At 71.0% G+C, this 18,219-nt stretch carries 18 protein-coding genes; 7 read left to right on the top strand and 11 right to left on the bottom strand.

The genetic code is table 11. The features are described from left to right. The 3 genes from K1T34_RS14300 to K1T34_RS14290 all read right to left on the bottom strand — a co-directional run bounded on the left by K1T34_RS14300 (position 1) and on the right by K1T34_RS14290 (position 3,093). Positions 1 to 1,092 carry a hypothetical protein gene (locus tag K1T34_RS14300; RefSeq protein WP_220244750.1) on the bottom strand — a complete coding sequence of 364 codons (1,092 nt, stop codon included), beginning with the start codon at positions 1,090 to 1,092 and terminating at the stop codon, positions 1 to 3. Positions 1,093 to 1,209: 117 nt separating this feature from the next. Continuing rightward, positions 1,210 to 2,172 carry a cyclase family protein gene (locus K1T34_RS14295; RefSeq protein WP_220244749.1) on the bottom strand — a complete coding sequence of 321 codons (963 nt, stop codon included), beginning with the start codon at positions 2,170 to 2,172 and terminating at the stop codon, positions 1,210 to 1,212. A gap of 123 nt (positions 2,173 to 2,295) precedes the next feature. Next, a complete protein-coding gene (locus tag K1T34_RS14290) occupies positions 2,296 to 3,093 on the bottom strand; it encodes a DeoR/GlpR family DNA-binding transcription regulator (RefSeq protein WP_220244748.1) in 798 nt (265 codons plus the stop codon). Between the two features lie 292 nt (positions 3,094 to 3,385). Between K1T34_RS14290 and K1T34_RS14285 the strand changes: the two genes are divergently transcribed. From K1T34_RS14285 to K1T34_RS14270, 4 genes are all read left to right on the top strand, one after another. Further along, positions 3,386 to 5,683, top strand: coding sequence for a penicillin acylase family protein (locus tag K1T34_RS14285; RefSeq protein ID WP_255638511.1), 2,298 nt, complete (start codon positions 3,386 to 3,388; stop codon positions 5,681 to 5,683). A gap of 85 nt (positions 5,684 to 5,768) precedes the next feature. Continuing rightward, complete coding sequence (locus K1T34_RS14280; protein ID WP_220244746.1) at positions 5,769 to 6,695, top strand: polysaccharide deacetylase; 927 nt, start codon at positions 5,769 to 5,771, stop codon at positions 6,693 to 6,695. 140 nt (positions 6,696 to 6,835) lie between these two features. Then, positions 6,836 to 8,422 (top strand): GAF domain-containing protein, encoded by a 1,587-nt coding sequence (locus tag K1T34_RS14275; RefSeq protein ID WP_220244745.1) that lies wholly within the window; start codon positions 6,836 to 6,838, stop codon positions 8,420 to 8,422. Continuing rightward, positions 8,419 to 9,054 (top strand): response regulator transcription factor, encoded by a 636-nt coding sequence (locus tag K1T34_RS14270; protein WP_220244744.1) that lies wholly within the window; start codon positions 8,419 to 8,421, stop codon positions 9,052 to 9,054. The genes K1T34_RS14275 and K1T34_RS14270 overlap by 4 nt, the downstream gene beginning before the upstream one ends. Positions 9,055 to 9,208: 154 nt before the next feature. Here the strand turns inward: K1T34_RS14270 and K1T34_RS14265 are convergent, their stop codons facing one another. After that, positions 9,209 to 9,484, bottom strand: coding sequence for a hypothetical protein (locus tag K1T34_RS14265; RefSeq protein WP_255638510.1), 276 nt, complete (start codon positions 9,482 to 9,484; stop codon positions 9,209 to 9,211). Between the two features lie 128 nt (positions 9,485 to 9,612). Between K1T34_RS14265 and K1T34_RS14260 the strand changes: the two genes are divergently transcribed. Further along, positions 9,613 to 10,164 (top strand): hypothetical protein, encoded by a 552-nt coding sequence (locus tag K1T34_RS14260; protein WP_220244743.1) that lies wholly within the window; start codon positions 9,613 to 9,615, stop codon positions 10,162 to 10,164. Here the strand turns inward: K1T34_RS14260 and K1T34_RS14255 are convergent. Both K1T34_RS14255 and K1T34_RS14250 read right to left on the bottom strand, forming a co-directional pair. Beyond that, positions 10,133 to 10,954, bottom strand: a complete 822-nt coding sequence (locus K1T34_RS14255; RefSeq protein WP_220244742.1) for an acyl-CoA thioesterase II — start codon at positions 10,952 to 10,954, stop codon at positions 10,133 to 10,135. The genes K1T34_RS14260 and K1T34_RS14255 overlap by 32 nt on opposite strands. 21 nt (positions 10,955 to 10,975) lie before the next feature. Further along, positions 10,976 to 11,713, bottom strand: coding sequence for an alpha/beta fold hydrolase (locus K1T34_RS14250; protein WP_220244741.1), 738 nt, complete (start codon positions 11,711 to 11,713; stop codon positions 10,976 to 10,978). Between the two features lie 48 nt (positions 11,714 to 11,761). Here K1T34_RS14250 and K1T34_RS14245 point away from each other — a divergent pair, with 48 nt between their 5' ends. Beyond that, positions 11,762 to 13,033, top strand: coding sequence for a cytochrome P450 (locus tag K1T34_RS14245; RefSeq protein ID WP_220244740.1), 1,272 nt, complete (start codon positions 11,762 to 11,764; stop codon positions 13,031 to 13,033). Here K1T34_RS14245 and K1T34_RS14240 read toward each other — a convergent pair. Beyond that, the gene (locus K1T34_RS14240; protein ID WP_220244739.1) at positions 13,021 to 13,230 is read right to left on the bottom strand and encodes a hypothetical protein; all 210 of its coding nucleotides are present in this window, start codon (positions 13,228 to 13,230) and stop codon (positions 13,021 to 13,023) included. The two genes, K1T34_RS14245 and K1T34_RS14240, sit on opposite strands and share 13 nt — an antisense overlap. 2 nt (positions 13,231 to 13,232) lie before the next feature. Continuing rightward, entirely contained in the window at positions 13,233 to 14,912 is a 1,680-nt protein-coding gene (locus K1T34_RS14235; protein ID WP_255638509.1) for an alpha/beta fold hydrolase, read from the bottom strand. A gap of 157 nt (positions 14,913 to 15,069) precedes the next feature. Here K1T34_RS14235 and K1T34_RS14230 point away from each other — a divergent pair, with 157 nt between their 5' ends. Further along, positions 15,070 to 15,657, top strand: a complete 588-nt coding sequence (locus K1T34_RS14230) for an RDD family protein (protein ID WP_255638508.1) — start codon at positions 15,070 to 15,072, stop codon at positions 15,655 to 15,657. Here the strand turns inward: K1T34_RS14230 and K1T34_RS14225 are convergent. The 3 genes from K1T34_RS14225 to K1T34_RS14215 form a co-directional block, all read right to left on the bottom strand. Further along, positions 15,538 to 16,188, bottom strand: coding sequence for a response regulator transcription factor (locus tag K1T34_RS14225; RefSeq protein ID WP_220244737.1), 651 nt, complete (start codon positions 16,186 to 16,188; stop codon positions 15,538 to 15,540). The two genes, K1T34_RS14230 and K1T34_RS14225, sit on opposite strands and share 120 nt — an antisense overlap. A gap of 14 nt (positions 16,189 to 16,202) precedes the next feature. Then, positions 16,203 to 17,363 (bottom strand): sensor histidine kinase, encoded by a 1,161-nt coding sequence (locus tag K1T34_RS14220; RefSeq protein WP_220244736.1) that lies wholly within the window; start codon positions 17,361 to 17,363, stop codon positions 16,203 to 16,205. Positions 17,364 to 17,445: 82 nt separating this feature from the next. Beyond that, positions 17,446 to 18,204: a maleylpyruvate isomerase family mycothiol-dependent enzyme gene (locus tag K1T34_RS14215; protein ID WP_220244735.1), complete on the bottom strand. Its 759-nt coding sequence runs from the start codon at positions 18,202 to 18,204 to the stop codon at positions 17,446 to 17,448. Positions 18,205 to 18,219 lie beyond the last annotated feature (15 nt).

Genomic DNA, 18,219 nt, shown 5'->3' with positions numbered 1-18,219 from the left:
TCAGCGGCCGGCGGCCACGGGGCCCCGCGTGGCGGCGCCGGCGAGGGTCGCCAGCATCATGCTCACCCACAGCGTGTGCTCGGTGGTCTTCTCGATGGCGTGGCTGTCGTTGGGCTCGGGCACGAGGAATCCGCTCGGTACCCAGCTGCCGTCCTCGCCCTGCGACTCGACGTACCAGCGAGCCATGCGCACCACGTGCTTGAGGTGGTCGCCGGTGGGGTCGATCTCGGCCGCCATCGCCGAGCCCCAGCCGAACTTGCAGATCTGCATGGATTCCCACCAGTTGTACTGGTCCTGGGTCCCATTGGCCGACAGCTTCAAGATGCCGGTGGCGATCTCCTTCGCCCGCTCGTTGCGGGTGACCATGTAGTAGCGCGTGAGGAACGCCGCGCTGATGCCCGGGGCGTAAAAAGCCTGGCGCGGCTTGCGGAAGTCGATCTTGCTGATGAACTCGTCGTCGTGGTCGGCCACGGTGCGCAGGCCCTGCGGGCCCCACGAGGCGTAGAGCACGTCCGGCAGCTCCGGCTGCGCGGCCCACAGCCGGTCGAACCAGCCGAACGCGCCGTCGGCCACATCGGACTGTCCACTCGCGAGCGCGGCCAAGCCCATCTGGGCGGTGGGGAAGATGAACTGCCGGCCCGTGCGGGCTTCCGGACGCTCCATGTAGGACCCGCCGGTCTCGGGGTCCTGGAAGGTGGTGCGCATCGTGTCCACGAGCGCGAGCGCGGTGTCGTAGCGCTCCAGCGCCCACGCGCCGTGGGCCAGCAGCGAGTGCGGGTAGGTCGCCCACCGGTGCACGAACGCCTCGCGCGGCACGCCCTCGCGCAGATCTCCCTGCGCGGTCAGGGTGTTGCGTTCGATCCACGACAGCACGCGGGCCGCTACCTCGCGCTCGCCGACGACCGCGAAGACCCACGGCATCCGGTAGTAGCCGTTGCGGATGTCGGCCGCGGCGGGCTTGCCGTCGTCGGCGACGTGGTCGAGCAGCCACCGCACCCCGCGGGCGCGGACCTTGCGCAGGCTTTCCTGCGCCGCCCTGATCTCCTGCTCCGACACGGCGTTCTGGTCACGGGTTTCCTGGGCAACGCTCATCACGAGCCGTCCTCTCCGTTTCCTGGTCTTCCGGTGTGCGTGTTCCGGTGTGCGCGCGGGGCGGATCGCCGGTTCCCGGACGGGGAACCGTTCCTGCGCGAAGGTTTTCGGTGGGTCTTACTTGATGGCGACGGGGTTCACCGGGCCACCGGTGGCGTGCACGATCTTGAGCGGCGCGGCGACGTAGAAGAAGTCCCACTGGCCGTCGGCCGCGCAATCTTCGGCGAGGTCTTCGAGGTCGCAGATCTCGAGGAACAGCACACCGAGGTTGCGCATGAGCGCGCTGTGCACCAGCAGTTTCGCCCCGGTTTCGGGGTCGAGGGAGGTCTCGACGCCGATGGTGTCGGAGCCGATATTCGGAATCTCCTGCTCGTGGAACCACTCGGCGAGCCCGGGTGAGTAGACGAGTCCCGGTTCTGGCCAGCTCTTGTGGAACTCGGCGGTGGGCGTCTCGCGGAAGAAGACCGTGCGGCCGGTCCGGACCAGCAGGATGTCGCGCTTGCGCAGCTCGACGCCCTGCCGTTCGGCCGCGGCCTCGAGGTCGTGGTGGGTGTAGGTTTCGCCGCTGTCGAGATAGCGCTTACCGCGATGACGGGCGAGGTCGATGAGCACTCCGCGGCCGACGACGCCGTGCTCGGCGATCGGCAGGATGCTGTCGCGGACGAGGCCGCCGATGGTCGAGTCGGCGTCGTAGCCGTTGAAGAGCCGGTCGTCGTACCAGACGTGGCCGAGCGCGTCGTAGTTGGTGGAGCCCTGCACGTGGGTGGTGAGGTAGTCGTCGGCGAACCGGCCGCCGCCGGGGATGTCCGGCGCCAGGCCACCGCGCCAGGTGCCTTGATCTTGGACGTTGACCCGCACCGGCCGCTGCCGGTGCGGTGCGAACGGGTCGCCCGCCGGGTCGCACATGCGGGTCTGGAGGGTGAACACCCGGCCCTGCCGCAGACAGGCCGCGGCCGCGAGAACTTCCTTGGGGCCCAACAGGTTCAAGGCCCCGATCTCGTCGTCCGCGCCCCAGCGGCCCCAGTTCGTCGGGGCCCCGGACAGGATCTCGGAAAGCTGTTTCACCGGCTGATCGCTCACGACGGACCACGCTCCTTGACGTCACTGTCGGGCTCGCGCTGGTGCTGTGCAGCGAACATAAGTGGCCGGGGCAGTGATGTCAATAAACTAACATCGGCGTGACAGGAAAGTACCAACCCGAGGTCAGGTGAAGGCGTGGTCCTCGTCGACGGGCACCGTGATGACCTGCACGTGGTGCTCCGCTAACACCTTTTGGTGCATTTCGGACAGACCGTCGTCGGTCACGAGCACGTCGACGTCGTCGAGGGAACAGGCCCGCACCATCGCCGAGAGGGCGAACTTGCTCGAGTCGGCCACCAGGATCACTTCGTCGGCGGCGTCGACGAGTGCGCGCTTCGACACCGCGTCGAAGTGGTTGCCGCAGTACACGCCCTCGGCGGTGAGGCCCGACGCGGCGAGCAGCAGGGTGCGCACCCGCAGCTCCCCGATGGCGGCGATCGTCATGGGTCCGGCGAACGACTGCGAGCTCGGGTGCAGGGTGCCCCCGAGGCTGATCACGTCGAGGTTCTCCTTGCCCGGCAAGGTGTTGATGATCGGCAGCGACGCCGTGACGACCTGCAGCCGCAGCGTCGGCGGGAGCAGGTTCGCGACCTCGTTGGTGGTGGTGCCGGCGTCGAAGGCGACCGCGCCACCGTGGGGCAGCAGCTCGATCGCCCGGCGCGCGATCGCTCTTTTCGCCGCTCGGTGGCGCCCGGATCGGGCTTGGAAGTCGGTGCCGCCGATCGCGCTCGCGGGCAGCGTGGTGACACCGCCGTGCACGCTGCGCATGCGGCCCTCGCGGACGAGCAGGCGGACGTCGCGCCGGACGGTCATCTCCGAGACGCCGAGTGCCTCCGAAAGCTCGGCGATCGTGCAGAAACCCTGCTCCTCCATGCGTTCGACGAGGCGGCTGCGCCTCTCCTGGGCGGGCTCAGGGGGCATGGCGCTCCTCCGGACCGGCGCCCCGCGCGCGATCGTGGCACGCGCCCGTCGACCCTGGGTGTGATGTTAGTCAATGTCAATAATCGAACATTAGCCGCGAACGGCGCCCAGGAGCAACCACCATCGTCCAGGCCCGAAAGCCGGTGCGGTTCCGCGGCTTTTTGTTCGCCTCCGGTGGTTAGCCGAACGGGTAGTCGGCCACCACCCGCCCGGCCGCGAACTTCTGCCGACGCGGCGACCGCCCCGGCTGCTTGACTGCGGCCACCTCGATGACGAGACGGGAGAAACCGTGGTGGCACCTGATCGAATTTCCCACACGCTGCCCGGGCTGACGGCGCCCGCGGAGATCGTGGTCGACCGCTGGGGTGTGCCGCACATCTACGCGGCCAGCACCTACGACGCGTTCCGCGCCCAGGGCTTCAACGCTGCCCGTGACCGGTTGTGGCAGATCGACTTCTGGCGCCGGCGCGGCCTCGGCCGCCTGGCCGAGGTCTTCGGGCCCGAGCATGTGGAGCGGGACCGTGCGGCGCGGCTGTTCCTCTACCGCGGCGACATGCACCGCGAATGGCTCGCGTACGGCTCGGACACGAAACGCGCGACGACGGCGTTCGTCGAAGGCGTCAACGCGTTCGTGGAGCTCACGCGCCAGAACCCCGAGCTGCTGCCCGCCGAGTTCCGGGAGCTCGGTTACGAGCCGGCGCTGTGGGCACCCGAAGACGTGGCTCGCATCCGCAGCCACGGCCTGTTCTACAACGTCCGCGAGGAGGTCGCCCGCGCTCGCACCCTGCGTGACCTGCCGGCGGAGGCCGAGGAGCTGCGAAGGCGGCGCGAACCGTGGCGGCCGGTGGAGATCCCCGAGGGGCTCGACCTCGCCGCGATCCCCGACGACGTGCTGCGCGTCTACGACCTCGCGACGACCGCGCCCGGGTTCGCGCCGCCCGCACCGCAGGACCCGCAGGGCGACGTGTTGCCGGAGGGCAGCAACAACTGGGTCCTCGCCGGTTCGCGGACACGCTCGGGCCGGCCGCTGCTGGCCAACGACCCGCACCGCGCGGCCGCCGCGTTGCCCGGCCTGCGCTACATCGCGCACCTCAACGCGCCGGGCTTCGACGTGATCGGCGGCGGCGAGCCCGCGCTGCCCGGCATTTCGATCGGCCACAACGGCCGGATCGCTTTCGGGCTCACCATCTTCGCGATCGACCAGGAAGACCTCTACGTCTACGAAACCGATCCCGCCGACCCGACGAGCTACCGCTACGACGGCCGCTGGGAACCGATGCGGCGCGTCACCGAGACCATCGCCGTACGCGACGGCGAGCCGGTGGAGGCCGAGCTGCTCTTCACCCGCCACGGCCCGGTCGTGTACCAGGATCCCGAGCGGAACACGGCGTTCGCGGTCCGCGCCGCCTGGCTCGAGGCCGGCATGGCGCCCTACCTCGGCAGCATGGACTACATGCGCGCCGGGGACTGGGACGAGTTCTCGGCCGCCATGAACCGCTGGGGCGCGCCGCCGGAGAACCAGGTCTACGCCGACCCGTCGGGCCGCATCGCCTGGCAGACCGGCGGTCTCACCCCGATCCGGCCCAACTGGGACGGCACACTGCCCGTGCCGGGCGACGGCCGTTACGAGTGGGCCGGCTTCTACGACACCGACCAGCTGCCCGGCACCCTCGACCCGGAGGCGGGATTCCTGGCCACGGCCAACGAAATGAACCTGCCCGCCGACTACCCGCCCGACCGGCACATCACCTACGACTGGTACGCGCCCTACCGCAAGCACCGCATCGACGAGGTCCTCGCGCAGACCACCGACGCCACCCCGCAGAGCATGGTCGACCTGCAGAGCGACTTCCTGTCCGTGCCCGCGCGCCGGATCGTGGCGCGGCTGCGGGAACTGAGCGTGGCCGTCGACGGGCTGGACCTGCTCACCGGCTGGGACGCCGTGCTGGCGCCGGATTCCGCGGCCGCCGCGCTGTTCGAGGTCTGGTACCGCCGCCACCTGCGGCCCGAGCTGCTGGCCCGGGCGCTGGAACCGCTGGTCGGGGACCAGGCCGACGCGACGGCCACGCGCATCTCACCCGCCGAGGACCTCCTGGCCGACGCGCGCATCGACCTCGAACTGGTCGAGAACTCCGAGGCACTGGGCGAGATCGTCGCCAAGACCCTGCCCGCCGCCGTGGCCGAGCTCGAAGGCCTGCTCGGCGTCGACCGCGATGCGTGGGCGTGGGGCCGGCTGCACGTGGCTCGCGCGCAGCACCCGCTGAAGGCCCTGCTCGGCAACCTGCCCGAAGACCGGCTCGCCACTGAACCGCTTCCGCGCGGCGGCAGCGGCGACACCGTCGGGAACACCGCGTACGGCCCGAATTTCGTGCAGTCGGCCGGCGCGACGTTCCGGATCGTCGTCGACGTCGGCGAGTGGGACTCCTCGCTCGCCATGAACGCGCCGGGCCAGTCCGGCCGGCTCGACGACCCGCACCTGACCGACCTGTTCGCACCGTGGGCCCGCGGGGAGGCGTTCCCGCTGCTCTACAGCCGGGAACGGATCGACGCGGAGGCCGAAACCGTCATCGAGCTGAATCCGCCCGCCTGAAAACCCTGTGAACGCACAGTTTGACGCAAGACAGTCCGACGCACCATCGCCCGACACAACACCGTCCGACACAAGAGGAGGACCCATGGGTCACCTGCAACTCCCGCCCGGCAAGAAGATCGCCGTGAACCTCGGCACCGACTTCGACGCGCAGTCGCTGTGGCTCGGCGGGTTCAACCGGCCCAGCCCGTCGTTCATGTCGCGCGGCCAGTTCGGCGCCGAGGTCGGCGTGCCGCGGCTTTTGGAGCTGTACAAGCGCTTCGACATCACCACGACGTGGTTCACGCCGGGCCACTCCGTGGACACCTTCCCCGAGCAGTGCAAGGCGGTGCTGGAGGCGGGCCACGAGTTCGGCCACCACGGCTACTACCACGAGATCCCGCCGGGCATCGAGCGCGACACCGAGCGCCGGCTAGTGGACCTGGCGTTCGCCACGTACAAGAACGTGCTCGGCATCCGCCCGACGGGCTACCGGTCGCCGTACTGGGACTACAGCGAGAACACGCTCGACATCATCGAGGAGTCCGGCTTCCGCTACGACACCAGCCTGATGGCGCGCGACCTCGTGCCCTACCACCCGCAGCGCTGGCAGATCAACTGGGAGAAGGGCAACGTCGCGGGCAAGGCCAGCTCCGTGATCGAGATCCCGGTCAACTGGTACCTCGACGACTTCCCGCCGCTCGCCTACACCGGCGTGTCGACCGGCATGCAGGACACGGAGACGATCTTCCGCCGCTGGCGCGACATCTTCGACTACGCCTACGAGCGCGTGCCCAACCCCGTGTTCGCCTCGTGCGTGCACCCGCAGATCATCGGCCAGGCGCACAACATGCTCTGGTACGAAAAGCTCGTCGAGCACATCGTTTCCCACGACGGCGTCTGGTTCGCCACGTGCGACGAGATCGCCCGCGCGTGGGTGGACGACGAGGAGGACGAGCGGCTGATGGCGCTGCCGGACGTCCGTGGCGTGGAGCCCCCGCCTGCGGACTCGAGCTGGGCCCGCCAGGGCTGAGCCACCTGCTGAACCCGGGTCGTCGAGACGGGCCCGGACCGGTGAAACGCGCCGGTCCGGGCCGTTTCCGCACGGCCGGAGCCGTGACGGGCCCCGGTGGGTGTGGGACGCTGGCGGGCGAGCAGAGAGGACGAACGCTCGTGGACTACCTCGTCGACGGTGGTGGCCTGCAGGCGATCGACGACGCCTTGCGCCCGATCCTCGACGAGATCCGCGAGCTGCTCGCGGCCGACGTCGCGCTGGTCGTCTACGAGGCCCGGCGCAGCGGTCCGCCGCACGTCGTGCTGTCGGGCACCGCCGACTGGTTCCTGCCCAACGAGCCCGTGGTCGTCAACCAGGAGCTGCCGCGCCACGAGCCGGCGTCGCTGGTGGAGCTGGAGATCCGGTCGAAGCTGCGCCGCCACGCGGTGCGGCTCGGTGCGTGTGTGGTGGTGCCGTGGCGTGACGCGTATGGCGTCGGCGCCGTGATCGTCGGGACCGCCGGCGCGCCGGTGCCCGACCCGGCTTCGCTGGCGGACGACGCGCTGCGCAAGCACTACCGTTCGACGATCGCCCGGGCGTTGCGCGAGGCGCGCCGGTCGGGGGCGGTGCAGCTGAACCGCTCGCTGCGGGGTGCGGCGCGGCTGGTGGCCGAAGCGGCGGTGGACGGCCCGAACGTGCCGGCGGTGTTGTCGGCGGTGCTGACGTCGGCGCGGGACTTGCTGCGGTCGGAGGTCGCCTACCTCGCCGTGCCCGACGGCGGGCCGGGGACGTTCGTGTTCGACCAGGTGCTGGGGATCCGGACGCCGGCGTTCCGCAGCCTGCGCGTGCAGCTCGGCCAAGGCCTCGGCGGGCTGGCGCGCGAGCTGGGCAAACCCATCCGGTCGGCCAACTACGCGGCCGACGCGCGGCTGCAGGCCGCGCCCGTGAGCGAAACGCGTGACGAGGGGATCATCTCGGCGATGGCGGTTCCGGTGCTGGTGGGCCGGGAGATCGCGGCGGTGCTGTACGTCGGCGACCGGCGGATGCGCGCGTTCACGTCCGTCGACGAGGACCTGCTCGAGGAGTTCGCGGGCCACGCTTCGCTCGGGTTGCGACGGCGGCTCAGCGAAGGGCATCGGGCCGAGGCGGTGGAGCGATCGGTGCGTGAGCGCGTGGCGTACGACCTGCACGATTCCGTGGTGCGGGGGCTGGTGACGATCGGGTTCGAGGCCGAGCAGGCGGGCTTTGCGGCGACAGACCCGGAGACCGCGACGCGGCTGGCGGCGATCGCGCACGCGGCCGAGGCTTGCCTGGCGCGGTTGCGCGGTGAGCTGGGCACCCTGGTCGTCGGGAGCGGTGCGGGCGTGATGCAGGCTTCGGAGGTGCTGGAACGGATCGACGGCCTGCCCGACCGCGGGGTGCCGCGCAGCCTGGAGCTCGAGGGTGACGACGTGGACGTGGCCCGGGAGGTGGCCGAGGCGTTGGTGCGGGTGGGCCAGGAGGCCGTGGCCAATGCCGAGCAGCACTCGGGCTGCGACCGGCTCGCGGTCCGGGTGGTGACGGCGGTTTCGCGCGTGGTGAGCCTGCAGGTCACGGACAACGGCACATTCGACGACGCCGCCCGCAGCCCGGCGGCCGGCCACTTCGGGATGCGGGCGATGGGCTCGGCCGTCGAGTCGCTCGGCGGTTCGCTCGCCGTGCACCCGGCGCCGGTCCGCGGCACCGTGGTCGAGGCGACGATCCCGGTCTGGCCGGTGCCGTCGTGATCCGGTTCTGCGTGATCGACGACCACGAGGTCATCCACGACGGCCTGCGCGCCATGGCCGAACGCGAACCCGACCTCGAATTCCTCGGCGGCGCCACCACCGTCACCGACGGCGAGGTGCTGGTGGAACAGGTTCAGCCCGCGGTCGCCATCCTCGACCTCCGCATCGGTGAACGCGACGGTGGCAACGGGATCGACCTGTGCCGAACGTTCACCGGCCGGTACCCGGCGCTGTCCGTGGTGATGTTCAGCGCATACGGCAACGGCGAACTCCTCGCCAAGGCCATCGAGGCGGGCGCCGCGGGTTACCTGCTGAAGGAGACGTCGGTCGGGCGCGTGCCGGGGATCCTGCGCGAGATCACCACTAGGGGGAGCTGGTTCGAACCGCGGATCGCCAGCGAACTCCTACACCGCCGCGCCCGCGGGGACGCCGCGCCACCCGCCTTCAGTAGTCGCGAACTGGACATCGTCCACGGCATCAGCCGGGGCGAGAACAACCACGAGATCGGCGAACACCTGCACCTCAGCCCGCACACGGTGAAGTACCACATCGCGTCCATGCTGCGCCGCCACGACGTCCACCGTCGCGCCGAACTGGTGCGGCTCGCTTCGGACCTGCATTTGCTGGATTGACGGCGGGCCGGCCCGAAGGGACCGGCTCGAACCGTGAAGGGCCGGGGCGTTGCAATTGATCTTGCTGAATCGAATCGTGCTGGACCGACATCCGTCGAATCACCACGTGCGGGCCGGAAACCCGTGGCAACGAAAGCTTTCCGGCCGTCGGGTGTCAGGAAGCGACGGCCAGGCGGACGCGGCGGTCGCGGGCGTAGGACACGAGTTCGCGGACCTCGTCGGTGGTGATGATGCGCACGGCGTCGTCCAGGAGTTCGGCGGTGGCGACCTGCAGGGGCCAGCCCGTGAGCCCAGGGACGGGGACGTGCCAGAACCACTGGCCCTGCGTCAGATCTTCGGCGGCAACCTCGTCCACAGCGTTGCCCATCGTGTTCCCCACGGCGTTCCCCCAAGCGGCGTTTTCGAGAGCGGAGTTTTCCTCGGAACTCATACGGGAACCCTAGCGACGACCACCGACAAAAAACCGTCCACCGTGGACGAGCGCCTGACCCGCGTTTTTGCGGCCGGGCGCGCGCTGGCCTAGGCTGCGCCGATCACCGGAAGAACAGGAATGGCGAGATGCCCCTGCTTGACTCCGGGTCGTACCGTGATGTCGACCTGCCGACGATCGTCCGCATGGAGCGGAGGCTGCCCTGGTTCGGGTGGCCGCACCTGCCGCTCGGCCTGCTGGTCTGCGTTGCCGCGATCCTGGCCGCGTACCGCGTGCCCGTGTCGTACCACACCACCACGGCGCTGGTCGCCGGCGGCGGCGTGCTGGGCGGCTTCTGCGGCTACGGCTGCGGCCTCGTGATGGTCAGCACGCCCGACCTCGTGAAGACCGGCCGCCTGCGCTGGCGTCGCACGCGCGTACTGCGGGGGCTGCTGTTCGCGCTGGGGGTGCTCTCCGCCGCGTCGCTGGTCCTCGTCGCGGTGTGTCACTTCGTGCTGCTGGCGGGGGCGTCGGGGCTGCACCCGTTCACGCTCTCGCTGCAGGCCGGCGTGTACCTGGTGCTGGCCGTGGCCAACACGCTGCTCGCGGTGCTCGAGATGCTGGCGCTCACGAAGGTCCTCAATGGAGTGTCCATCAAGGACGGTGAGCTCACCGCCGCCGCAGCAGGACTTCCTGCGTGACGGAGGCCACCAGCCGGCCGTCGGTGGTGTAGAACTCGCCGTGGGTGAGGCCGCGCTCGTTGGTGAAGCTGCGGCTCTCCATGTCGAACAGCAGCCACTCGTCGGCGCGGAACGGGCGGTGGAACCACACGGCGTGGTCGAGTGAGGTCAGCTGCGCGCGGCCCGGCTCGTCGCGGTGGGGCAGCGCCGCCGTGCCCGCGAGGCGGATGTCGGAGATGTAGGTGAGCGCGCACACGTGCGCCAGCGGGTTGTCCGGCAGCCGGCCCTTCGCGCGCACCCAGATGCGCTGGCGCGGCCCGCTGCCGACGTCCGGCAGCCCCGCTGCCGGGTCACTGATGAATCGTGCCTCGATCACCGACAGCATGATCGGCAGCTCGTCCTCGTCGCGGACCTCGACGTCGTCGGGCGCCGGGACCTCGGGCATGCGGGCCTGGTGTTCGCTGCTGCCGGCCGGTTTCTGGAACGACGCCGAGAGGCTGAAGATCGTCTCGCCGTTCTGGATCGCCGCCACGCGCCGGGTGGTGAACGAGCCGCCGTCGCGCGTGCGCTCCACCTCATAGACGATCGGCAGGTCCGTGCGGCCGCCGCGGATGAAGTAGCCGTGCAGGGAGTGCACGTGCCGGTCCTCGGGCACGGTCGCGCCCGCCGCGGTGAGCGCCTGCGCCGCCACCTGCCCGCCGAACGCTCGTTGCGGCGAACCCTCGTGGCTGGTGCCACGGAAGAGGTTGCGCTCGAGCGGTTCCAGCTTGAGGAGCTGGTCGATGCCGGGGTGTACGGGGTCGGTGATCACCCCGTCATCCTAAGCGACCGCTCACTCCGCACGCCCCGTGAGCTGCGTCAACAACGGCAGCAGTGCGGCGGGTTTCTCCACGTGGGCGTTGTGCCCGAGCCCCGTCAATGTGACGGAGTCGGCAGCCAGCGCGCGCAGCTGCTCGGGGCGTGACATCGGGTCGTCGGCGCCGGCGGCGAGCACGACGGGGCACGTCGCCTCGGCCAGCAACCGCGGCATGTCCGGCGCGCCCACGCCGAACGCGGCGGAGTCCAACGCCAAGCGCCAACCGTCGGCGGTCTCCGTCACGCCACCGGGATCGGCGGGCGCCAGGCCCGCGAGCCCGGCGACCTTCAGGTACGCGACCTCGGCGTCTTCCCGCGAGGCGAACAACCGCGGCGGACGCGCGGCCATCGCGGCGGCGCGCTCCAGGTCCTCGGCGCTCCACTCCACCTTGACGCCCAGCGCCAGCACCCCGGCGACGTCCAGACCGTGCCGCCCGGAAGCCAGCTCCAGGGCCACCACGCCACCCAGGGAATGACCCACGACGACCACCGGCCCGGCGGCACCCAACCCGGTGGCCACCGCGCCCGCCATCGCCGGGAACGAGTAAGCCGGCAACGGCGCCGAACCACCGTGACCGGGCAGGTCGGGCGCGAGCACGCGCCGGTCCAGCAGTTCGGCCAGCCCGTCCCACACCGCGCCGGTCGCACCCAGGCCGTGGAGCAGCAGCACGGCGGGCTCGCCGGACCCGTCGGTGCGCAGCTTCAGCGTTTCCACCAGTCGGATCTTTCCCCACCCACGGGTTCCGGGGCTAGGGTCGAGACCGTGTCGAGTGCCCTGATCGCCGACCCGGACACCTACGTCGAAGGCGTGCCCTACGACGTGCTCGCGAAGCTGCGGCGCGAGACGCCGGTGACGCGCGTCGGCGACTTCTGGGCCGTGCTGCGCCACTCCGATGCGCGCGACGTGCTGCGCAACCCCGCCACGTTCTCGTCGCAGCTCGGCGGCACGCAGATCCGCGACCCCGCGACGCCCGAGGACCTCGGCTACGTGCGGCGCATGATGCTGAACATGGACCCGCCCGAGCACGGCCGGCTGCGCGGGCTGCTGACCAAGGCGTTCACGCCGCGCGCGATCGGCCGGCTCACCGAGCGCATCGAGGGCTGGGCCCACGACCTGGTCGCGGCCGTCGCGGACCGCGGCGAGTGCGATTTCGCCAAGGACGTGGCCGCCGACCTGCCGCTGCTCACGCTGGCCGAGGTGTTCGGCGTGCCCGAGCAAGACCGGCGGCTGATGTTCGACTGGAGCAACCGCGTGATCGGCTTCCAGGACGCCGAGTACGCGGTGAGCGCCACCGTCCGGCCGGAAGATGTCACGGACCTCGCCCGCGCCGCCCTCGCCGTGCGGCCCGAACCGGGGCCGGACGGCTCGATGCCCGATCCGCGCACGCGCGCCGGGATGCCGGACCTCTACGCATACGCCAACGCCCTCGGCGCGTACAAACGCAGCCACCCCGGCGACGACGTGATGAGCAACCTCATGCAGCACGTCGACGACGACGGCGGCCGCGTCTCGATCGCGGAGTTCGAGAACCTGTTCTGGCTGTTTTCCGTGGCGGGCAACGAAACCCTGCGAAACGGCTTGCCCGGCGGGCTCGCCGCGCTCCTGCGGCACCCGGAGCAGTACCGCAAGCTCCTCGACGACCGCTCGCTGCTGCCGGGCGCCGTCGAGGAGATGCTGCGCTGGTGGACGCCCGTCATGCACTTCCGTCGCACGGCCACCGAGGACACCCGGCTGTCCGATGTGGACATCAAGGCCGGCGACAAGGTCGTGGTCTGGTTCTCCTCGGCCAACCGCGACGAGACCGTGTTCGCCGACCCCGACGCGTTCGACGTCACGCGCGCGCCGAGCGAGCACCTGACGTTCGGCCACGGCCCGCACTTCTGCCTCGGCTCGCACCTGGCGCGCGTGCAGATGCGGGCGCTCTTCGAGGCCGTCCTGGAGCAGCTCGGCGAAGTCCGTCTCGCGGGCGAACCGCGGCGGCTGCGGTCGAACTTCCAGAACGGCCTCAAGAGCCTCCCCATTCAGTGGGGATGACCGCGCGTCAGGACGAGCTTGGCGACGCCCGTCGACGTGAACCCGAGGAAGATGAACGCCAGGATTCCGTACTGCACGAGGGAATCCCCGGCGAAACCCGTGGACAGCTCCACGATCAGCAGACCCAGCATCACCAAACCGATCACGAGGTACGCCCAAGCCGTGCCCCGCGTGCGGGGAAGCCACCGAAGTCCCATGTCTAGCTCCCGGAGTTGAGGTCGCGGATCAGGTCCTGCACGTTCTGGCGCAGGTGCGAAAGCGCGTCGCGCACCTCGGTCGCGACGCCGCCGGCGTGGTGGTCGACCGGCCCGGCCACGGGGTGCACCTCGTCCTCGCCGGGCAGTGGCACACCGGGGCATGTGGTCGAGGCGGGCCGTGAGTTCTTGGTGAGGAAGGTGTTCACGAGCCCGTCGACGCACGGGTTGCCGTTGATCGCGTACTCGCCGTGGAAGGGCGCGTCGTCCACGGAGATCAGCGGCACGCCGGCCGCACGAGCCCCGGCGCGGCCCTGCTCGTAGCCGGTCTGCGGATCGAACTCGCCCTGCACCACGAGAACGTGGCTCGCGACCGACGCCGGCAGGTCCGGCAGTTCGTGCTGCGGCGCTTCTGACCAGTAGCCGCACGGCTCGCTGAGCCCGTAGGACCAGCCGTACAGCGGGTCGACGGGACCTTGGCGGTCGCTGAGGTTCTTGTACCAGGCCGCCGACCGCGTCGGCTGGTCACCGCAGGCCACGGCGTAGCGGGTGCCGCCCACCGGCACGTAGTCGGGCGTCGCCGCGACGACCTTCGCCACGGTCAGGTCCGCGGCCGGCACGCCGAACGCGGTGCGCGACTCGGCGTCGAGGTCGGCCGCGAGGTCCTTCGGCGGCGCCGGGACGGTGCCGTCCAGCGCGGCTGCGCCCTGCGTGAAGACCAGCGCGGCGAGCAGCCACTGCAGTTTGCTGCCGTTGCCGACGAAGATGTGGTCGAAGTTGTCGGGTGACATGTCCTTGCCCGCGTAGTACGCGCGCACCTGTTCGTACTTCTGTTTCACCGCTTCCGGCGTTTTGCCCAGCTGGTCAGGGAACTGGCGCGAGAGCCACGGCACGTACACGTCGTCGAACTGGCGCTGGTCGACCACGGGGAAGGCCTCGAAGTCGGCCTGCAGGCGGCCTTCGAAGTTCACGCTGGAGTCGAGGACGATCTTGCCCGCGTGGTCGGGGAACATCGACGCGTACTTCGCGCCGAGCCAGGTGCCGTAGGAGTAGCCGAGGTAGTCGAGCTGCTGGTCGCCCAGCAGCGTGCGGATCAGGTCCATGTCGTGTGTGGTCTGCCACGTCGTGATGTACGGCGTGAGCGCGTCGCTCTGGCAGGCCTCGGCGATCGCACGCGGCGTCGCCTGATGCGCCGCGATGCTGGCGGCGGAGCGGTCACGGGCGTCGAGGGCGGTGCCGGGCAGCCGGCCCGTTGGTACCTGGCACGACAAACCCTTGTCGCTGCTGCCTTCCTGGCCGGTGCCGCGCGGATCCATGCCGATGAAGTCGTACTGCGCGTTGACGGTCGGCTCGAGCCCGGCGAGCTGGCCGGCCAGCGAGGTGCCCTGCCCGCCCGGGCCGCCGGGGTTCACGAGGATCGCACCCTGCCGGTCACCGGTCGCCGCGACGCGGCTGATCGACACCTTGAGGTCGGTGCCCGCGGACGGGTTCGCCCAGTCGCGCGGAACGGTGATTTCGGCGCATTGTGCGGGTTTCGCCCCGGTGGCCGGTTTGAACGCGCAGTCGCCCCACGTGATTTTCTGGCTTGTGTAGGGGTCTTCGGCCGCGGTCGCCACCGCCGGGACCGTGGCTGCCGCGGTGGCGGTGATGACCGCCGCGACCAGTACTGCGCTGGGAGTTCGCACCGGGAAGTCCTTTCGTCCGTGATCCGCTTGCCGTCGAGTCTCGTGCGCGCGCGGACGCCGGCGATCAGCCTCGGGTACGAACTTCCGGTGCCGCCTCGGCCGTGCGAACGAGGCGGGCCAACGCGCGCGGTGCTGCCGCAGCGGGGAAACTGGCGGCATGACCATTCCCGCGCCCGGCCCCGGCGTGGTGGGCCGACGGGTCGTGCAGCGCGTGCTCGACCAGCTGCTCGCCACCGTGCCCGTGGCGGTGGTCGCGGTGCTTGTCGTGCTCTACGTGCCCCCGCCCGGCTCGCTGCTCACGTTCATCAAGATCGTGGCGTTCACGACGTTCGGGATCTGGACCATCGCGAGTCTGTACCTCGAGATCTGGTGGCCGCACCGCCACGGCGGCCAGACGCCGGCGATGCGCTGGCTGCGGATCCGTGTGGTGCTGCCGGACGGCGGGCAGCCGCCGTTGCGCGCCTACGTGATCCGCGCGGTGCTGATGGTGGTGGACGGGTTCTGCTGGGGCCTCGCGGGCGTGGTGATCATGCTGGTCAGCCCGCGCCGGCAACGCCTTGGTGACCTGGTCGCGGGAACGCTGGTAGTGCGAGTACCGGCGCGTGTCCCGGCCTCGACCTCGGCCTCAGCGGACGAGCCCGGTCTCCCAGGCCCAGATGGCGATCTCGGTGCGGTTGCGAGCCCGAAGCTTGCGCTGGGCGGCCGCGAGGTGAGTCTTCACGGTGGAGAGCGACAGGACGAGTGACTCGCAGATCTCGGCGTTGGTCTGGCCGCCCGCCACGGCTTTCACCACGTCGAGCTCGCGGTTCGTGAGCGGACTGTCCGGTTCGGACCGTTCTTTGCCGGCGCTGCCGACGAAATGGGCCAGCAACCGCGTGGTGATGGCCGGGGAGACGAGCGCTTCGCCGTGCGCAGCGGCGTGCACGGCCTCGATCAGCAGCGTCGCGCCCGCGTCCTTCAAGAGAAATCCGCACGCGCCCGCGCGCAGGGCCGCGTGGACGTTCTCGTCGAGCCCGAAGGTCGTGACCATCACGACGTGCAGCGGATCGGCGACGTCGGGACCGGCCAGGAGTTTCGTGGCCTGCAGCCCGTCGACGCCGGGCATGCGGATGTCCATCAGCGTGACGTCGGGACGCAGCTGCCGCGCCAGCCGTACGGCGTCTTGACCGTCGGCGGCCTCGCCGACCACCTCGATGTCGGGCTCGCCTTCGAGGATGAGCCGGAAGCCGGTGCGGACCATCGCCTGGTCGTCGGCGATCAACACGGTCACCGGCACGGGGTTCCTCCTGCTCAGGCTGTTTCGAGCGGCAGCCGCGCGGCCACCAGCCAGCGGTGCCCGGCCGCCGGGCCCGCGGAAACCGTACCGCCGACGGCGGTGACGCGTTCGATCATGCCGATCAAGCCGTAGCCGCCGGGACGCGTGGGCTTGGCGGCGCCGTCGTTGCCGACCTCCACCACGAGGTCGCGCTGGTCACGGCGCACGCTCACGCGCACGTCGGTGGCGCGCGGCGCGTGGCGGCGGACGTTGGTGAGGGCCTCGGTGATCAGGCGGTGGACGGTGGTCACGACCTCGGGCGTCGCGCTGAGGCCGCCGAGGTCGTCGGGCACGTCGAGGGTGACGGTGCCGTCGTCGGGCACCGCGCGGTCCACGGCCGAAGCGAGCCCGGACGGTGGACTGAACAAGTTCTCCCCGTCAGTGCGTAGCGTGCCGACAAGTCGGCGCATCGACGCCAGCGCCTCCGCGCCCGCCTGCTCGATCTCGGAGAACGCGCTGGTGTCGCCGCCTTGCCGTTCGGTCACGCGGTGCGCGGCCTGCACGCGCACGACGATGCCGGTGATCTGGTGCGCGACCAGGTCGTGCAGCTCGCGCGCGAGGTTCAGCCGCTCCGCCGCGCGCACCTCGACGGCTTCGGCGCGGGCCCGCGCGTCGGCGTCGCGCAGCAGCAGGCCGATCGCGAGCGCCGCACCCCACGCGACGGCCGCGGCGGCCGAGAACAGCGCCGCGGGCGAGCCGATGCCGTAGCGGAACACCGGCGCCGTCACGGCCGCGATCCCGCCGAGGACGGACAACGTCGCGGCGGGCGGGCGTTGCAGCCGGTGGCAGCACGCACCGACTACCAGCGCGATCGCGAGCGCCTCCGCACCGCTGGGCTGCACCGGCAGCCGTTGCCCGAGCGCCGCGACGCCCGCCGTGACGGCCGTGCCGAGCAGCGACAGGCACGAAACCGCCGTCGCCACGAGCGCGACGTGATCCGGGAAACGGCGGCGCAGCACCGCGAGCACGGCCACCACGGGCCCCAGCCCGGGCGCGAAGTCCACGGCGATCAGCGCGAGCGTGCCCTGTGCCGAGCCGGAGCGCGCGAACACCACGGCGTCGAGCACCACGAGCACGCCGAGCGCCGCGATCTCGGCGACCAGGGCGATGCGCGGGCCCACGCGCTGGGTGGTCATGGTCCTGATCGTCTCGTGCCGGGGCGCGCTTCGCCTCCTGCGCGGGTGCGAAGCGCCTCGGCCGTGAGGCTGAGCCGGGCGTTCAGCCGAAACTCACCAGCGACAGCCAGGTGCCGAGGAACTCCGTGTCGCCCGTGAGCTTCGCGGTGGTGGCGGGCACGCGGGCATAGATGATCAGCAGCAGGTCGGTCAGCGGCGCCTCGACGGTCACGGCCGGGTTCCCGACGGTGCCGGGGTGCCACGCGGGCAGGTCGCCGGTGAGGTCGACGGTCCACGACGCCGCGTGGTCCGTCGGCGCGAGGTGGATCGTGTGGCCGGGTCCCTGCAGCGCGCGGCGTTCGGGGAAGTAGTCGAACATCACCGGCAGGGAGCCGAGTTCCAGCCACTCGTCCAGGATGTCGTGGGCGACGTCGCCGTCGAGCGTGAAGCTCCGCCCGAGGGCGAGCGTCACGTCGGCGCGGTGCATGGCCGTCTCGTGCAGGAAGCGGCGGGCGTAGAAGGCGGCTCGCGGCGCGCCGGCGGGGACGGGGGTCCAGACCTCGGCGTCGGGCCCGGCTTCGCGCAAGGTCGTCGCCAGGGCCCGGGCGCCGTCGGTGAGCCAGCTGCCCGGCCGGACTTCGTGGCCCGGGTTACGCAGGTAGTCATCGGCGGGGGCCTCGGACGCGCGCGTGCGCACGATTCCCTCGGCGTACCGGTGCCCCGCGCCGACGTGGTTGAGCAGCTGGCCCAGGCTCCAGTCCGGGCACGCCGCGATCCGCGTCGCGAGGTCAGCGCCTTTCGCGGTGGCCTGCAGCAGCTCGGTCTGCGCCACGATCTCGGCGGCCCGGCGTTCGAAATCCATGGTGGTCGTCCTTTC

Origin of the sequence: Amycolatopsis sp. DSM 110486, assembly GCF_019468465.1 — a bacterium.
Classification (GTDB): Bacteria; Actinomycetota; Actinomycetes; order Mycobacteriales; family Pseudonocardiaceae; genus Amycolatopsis.
The sequence above is the reverse complement of the archived record's forward strand: the minus strand, read 5'-3'. Positions and strand labels throughout refer to the sequence as shown.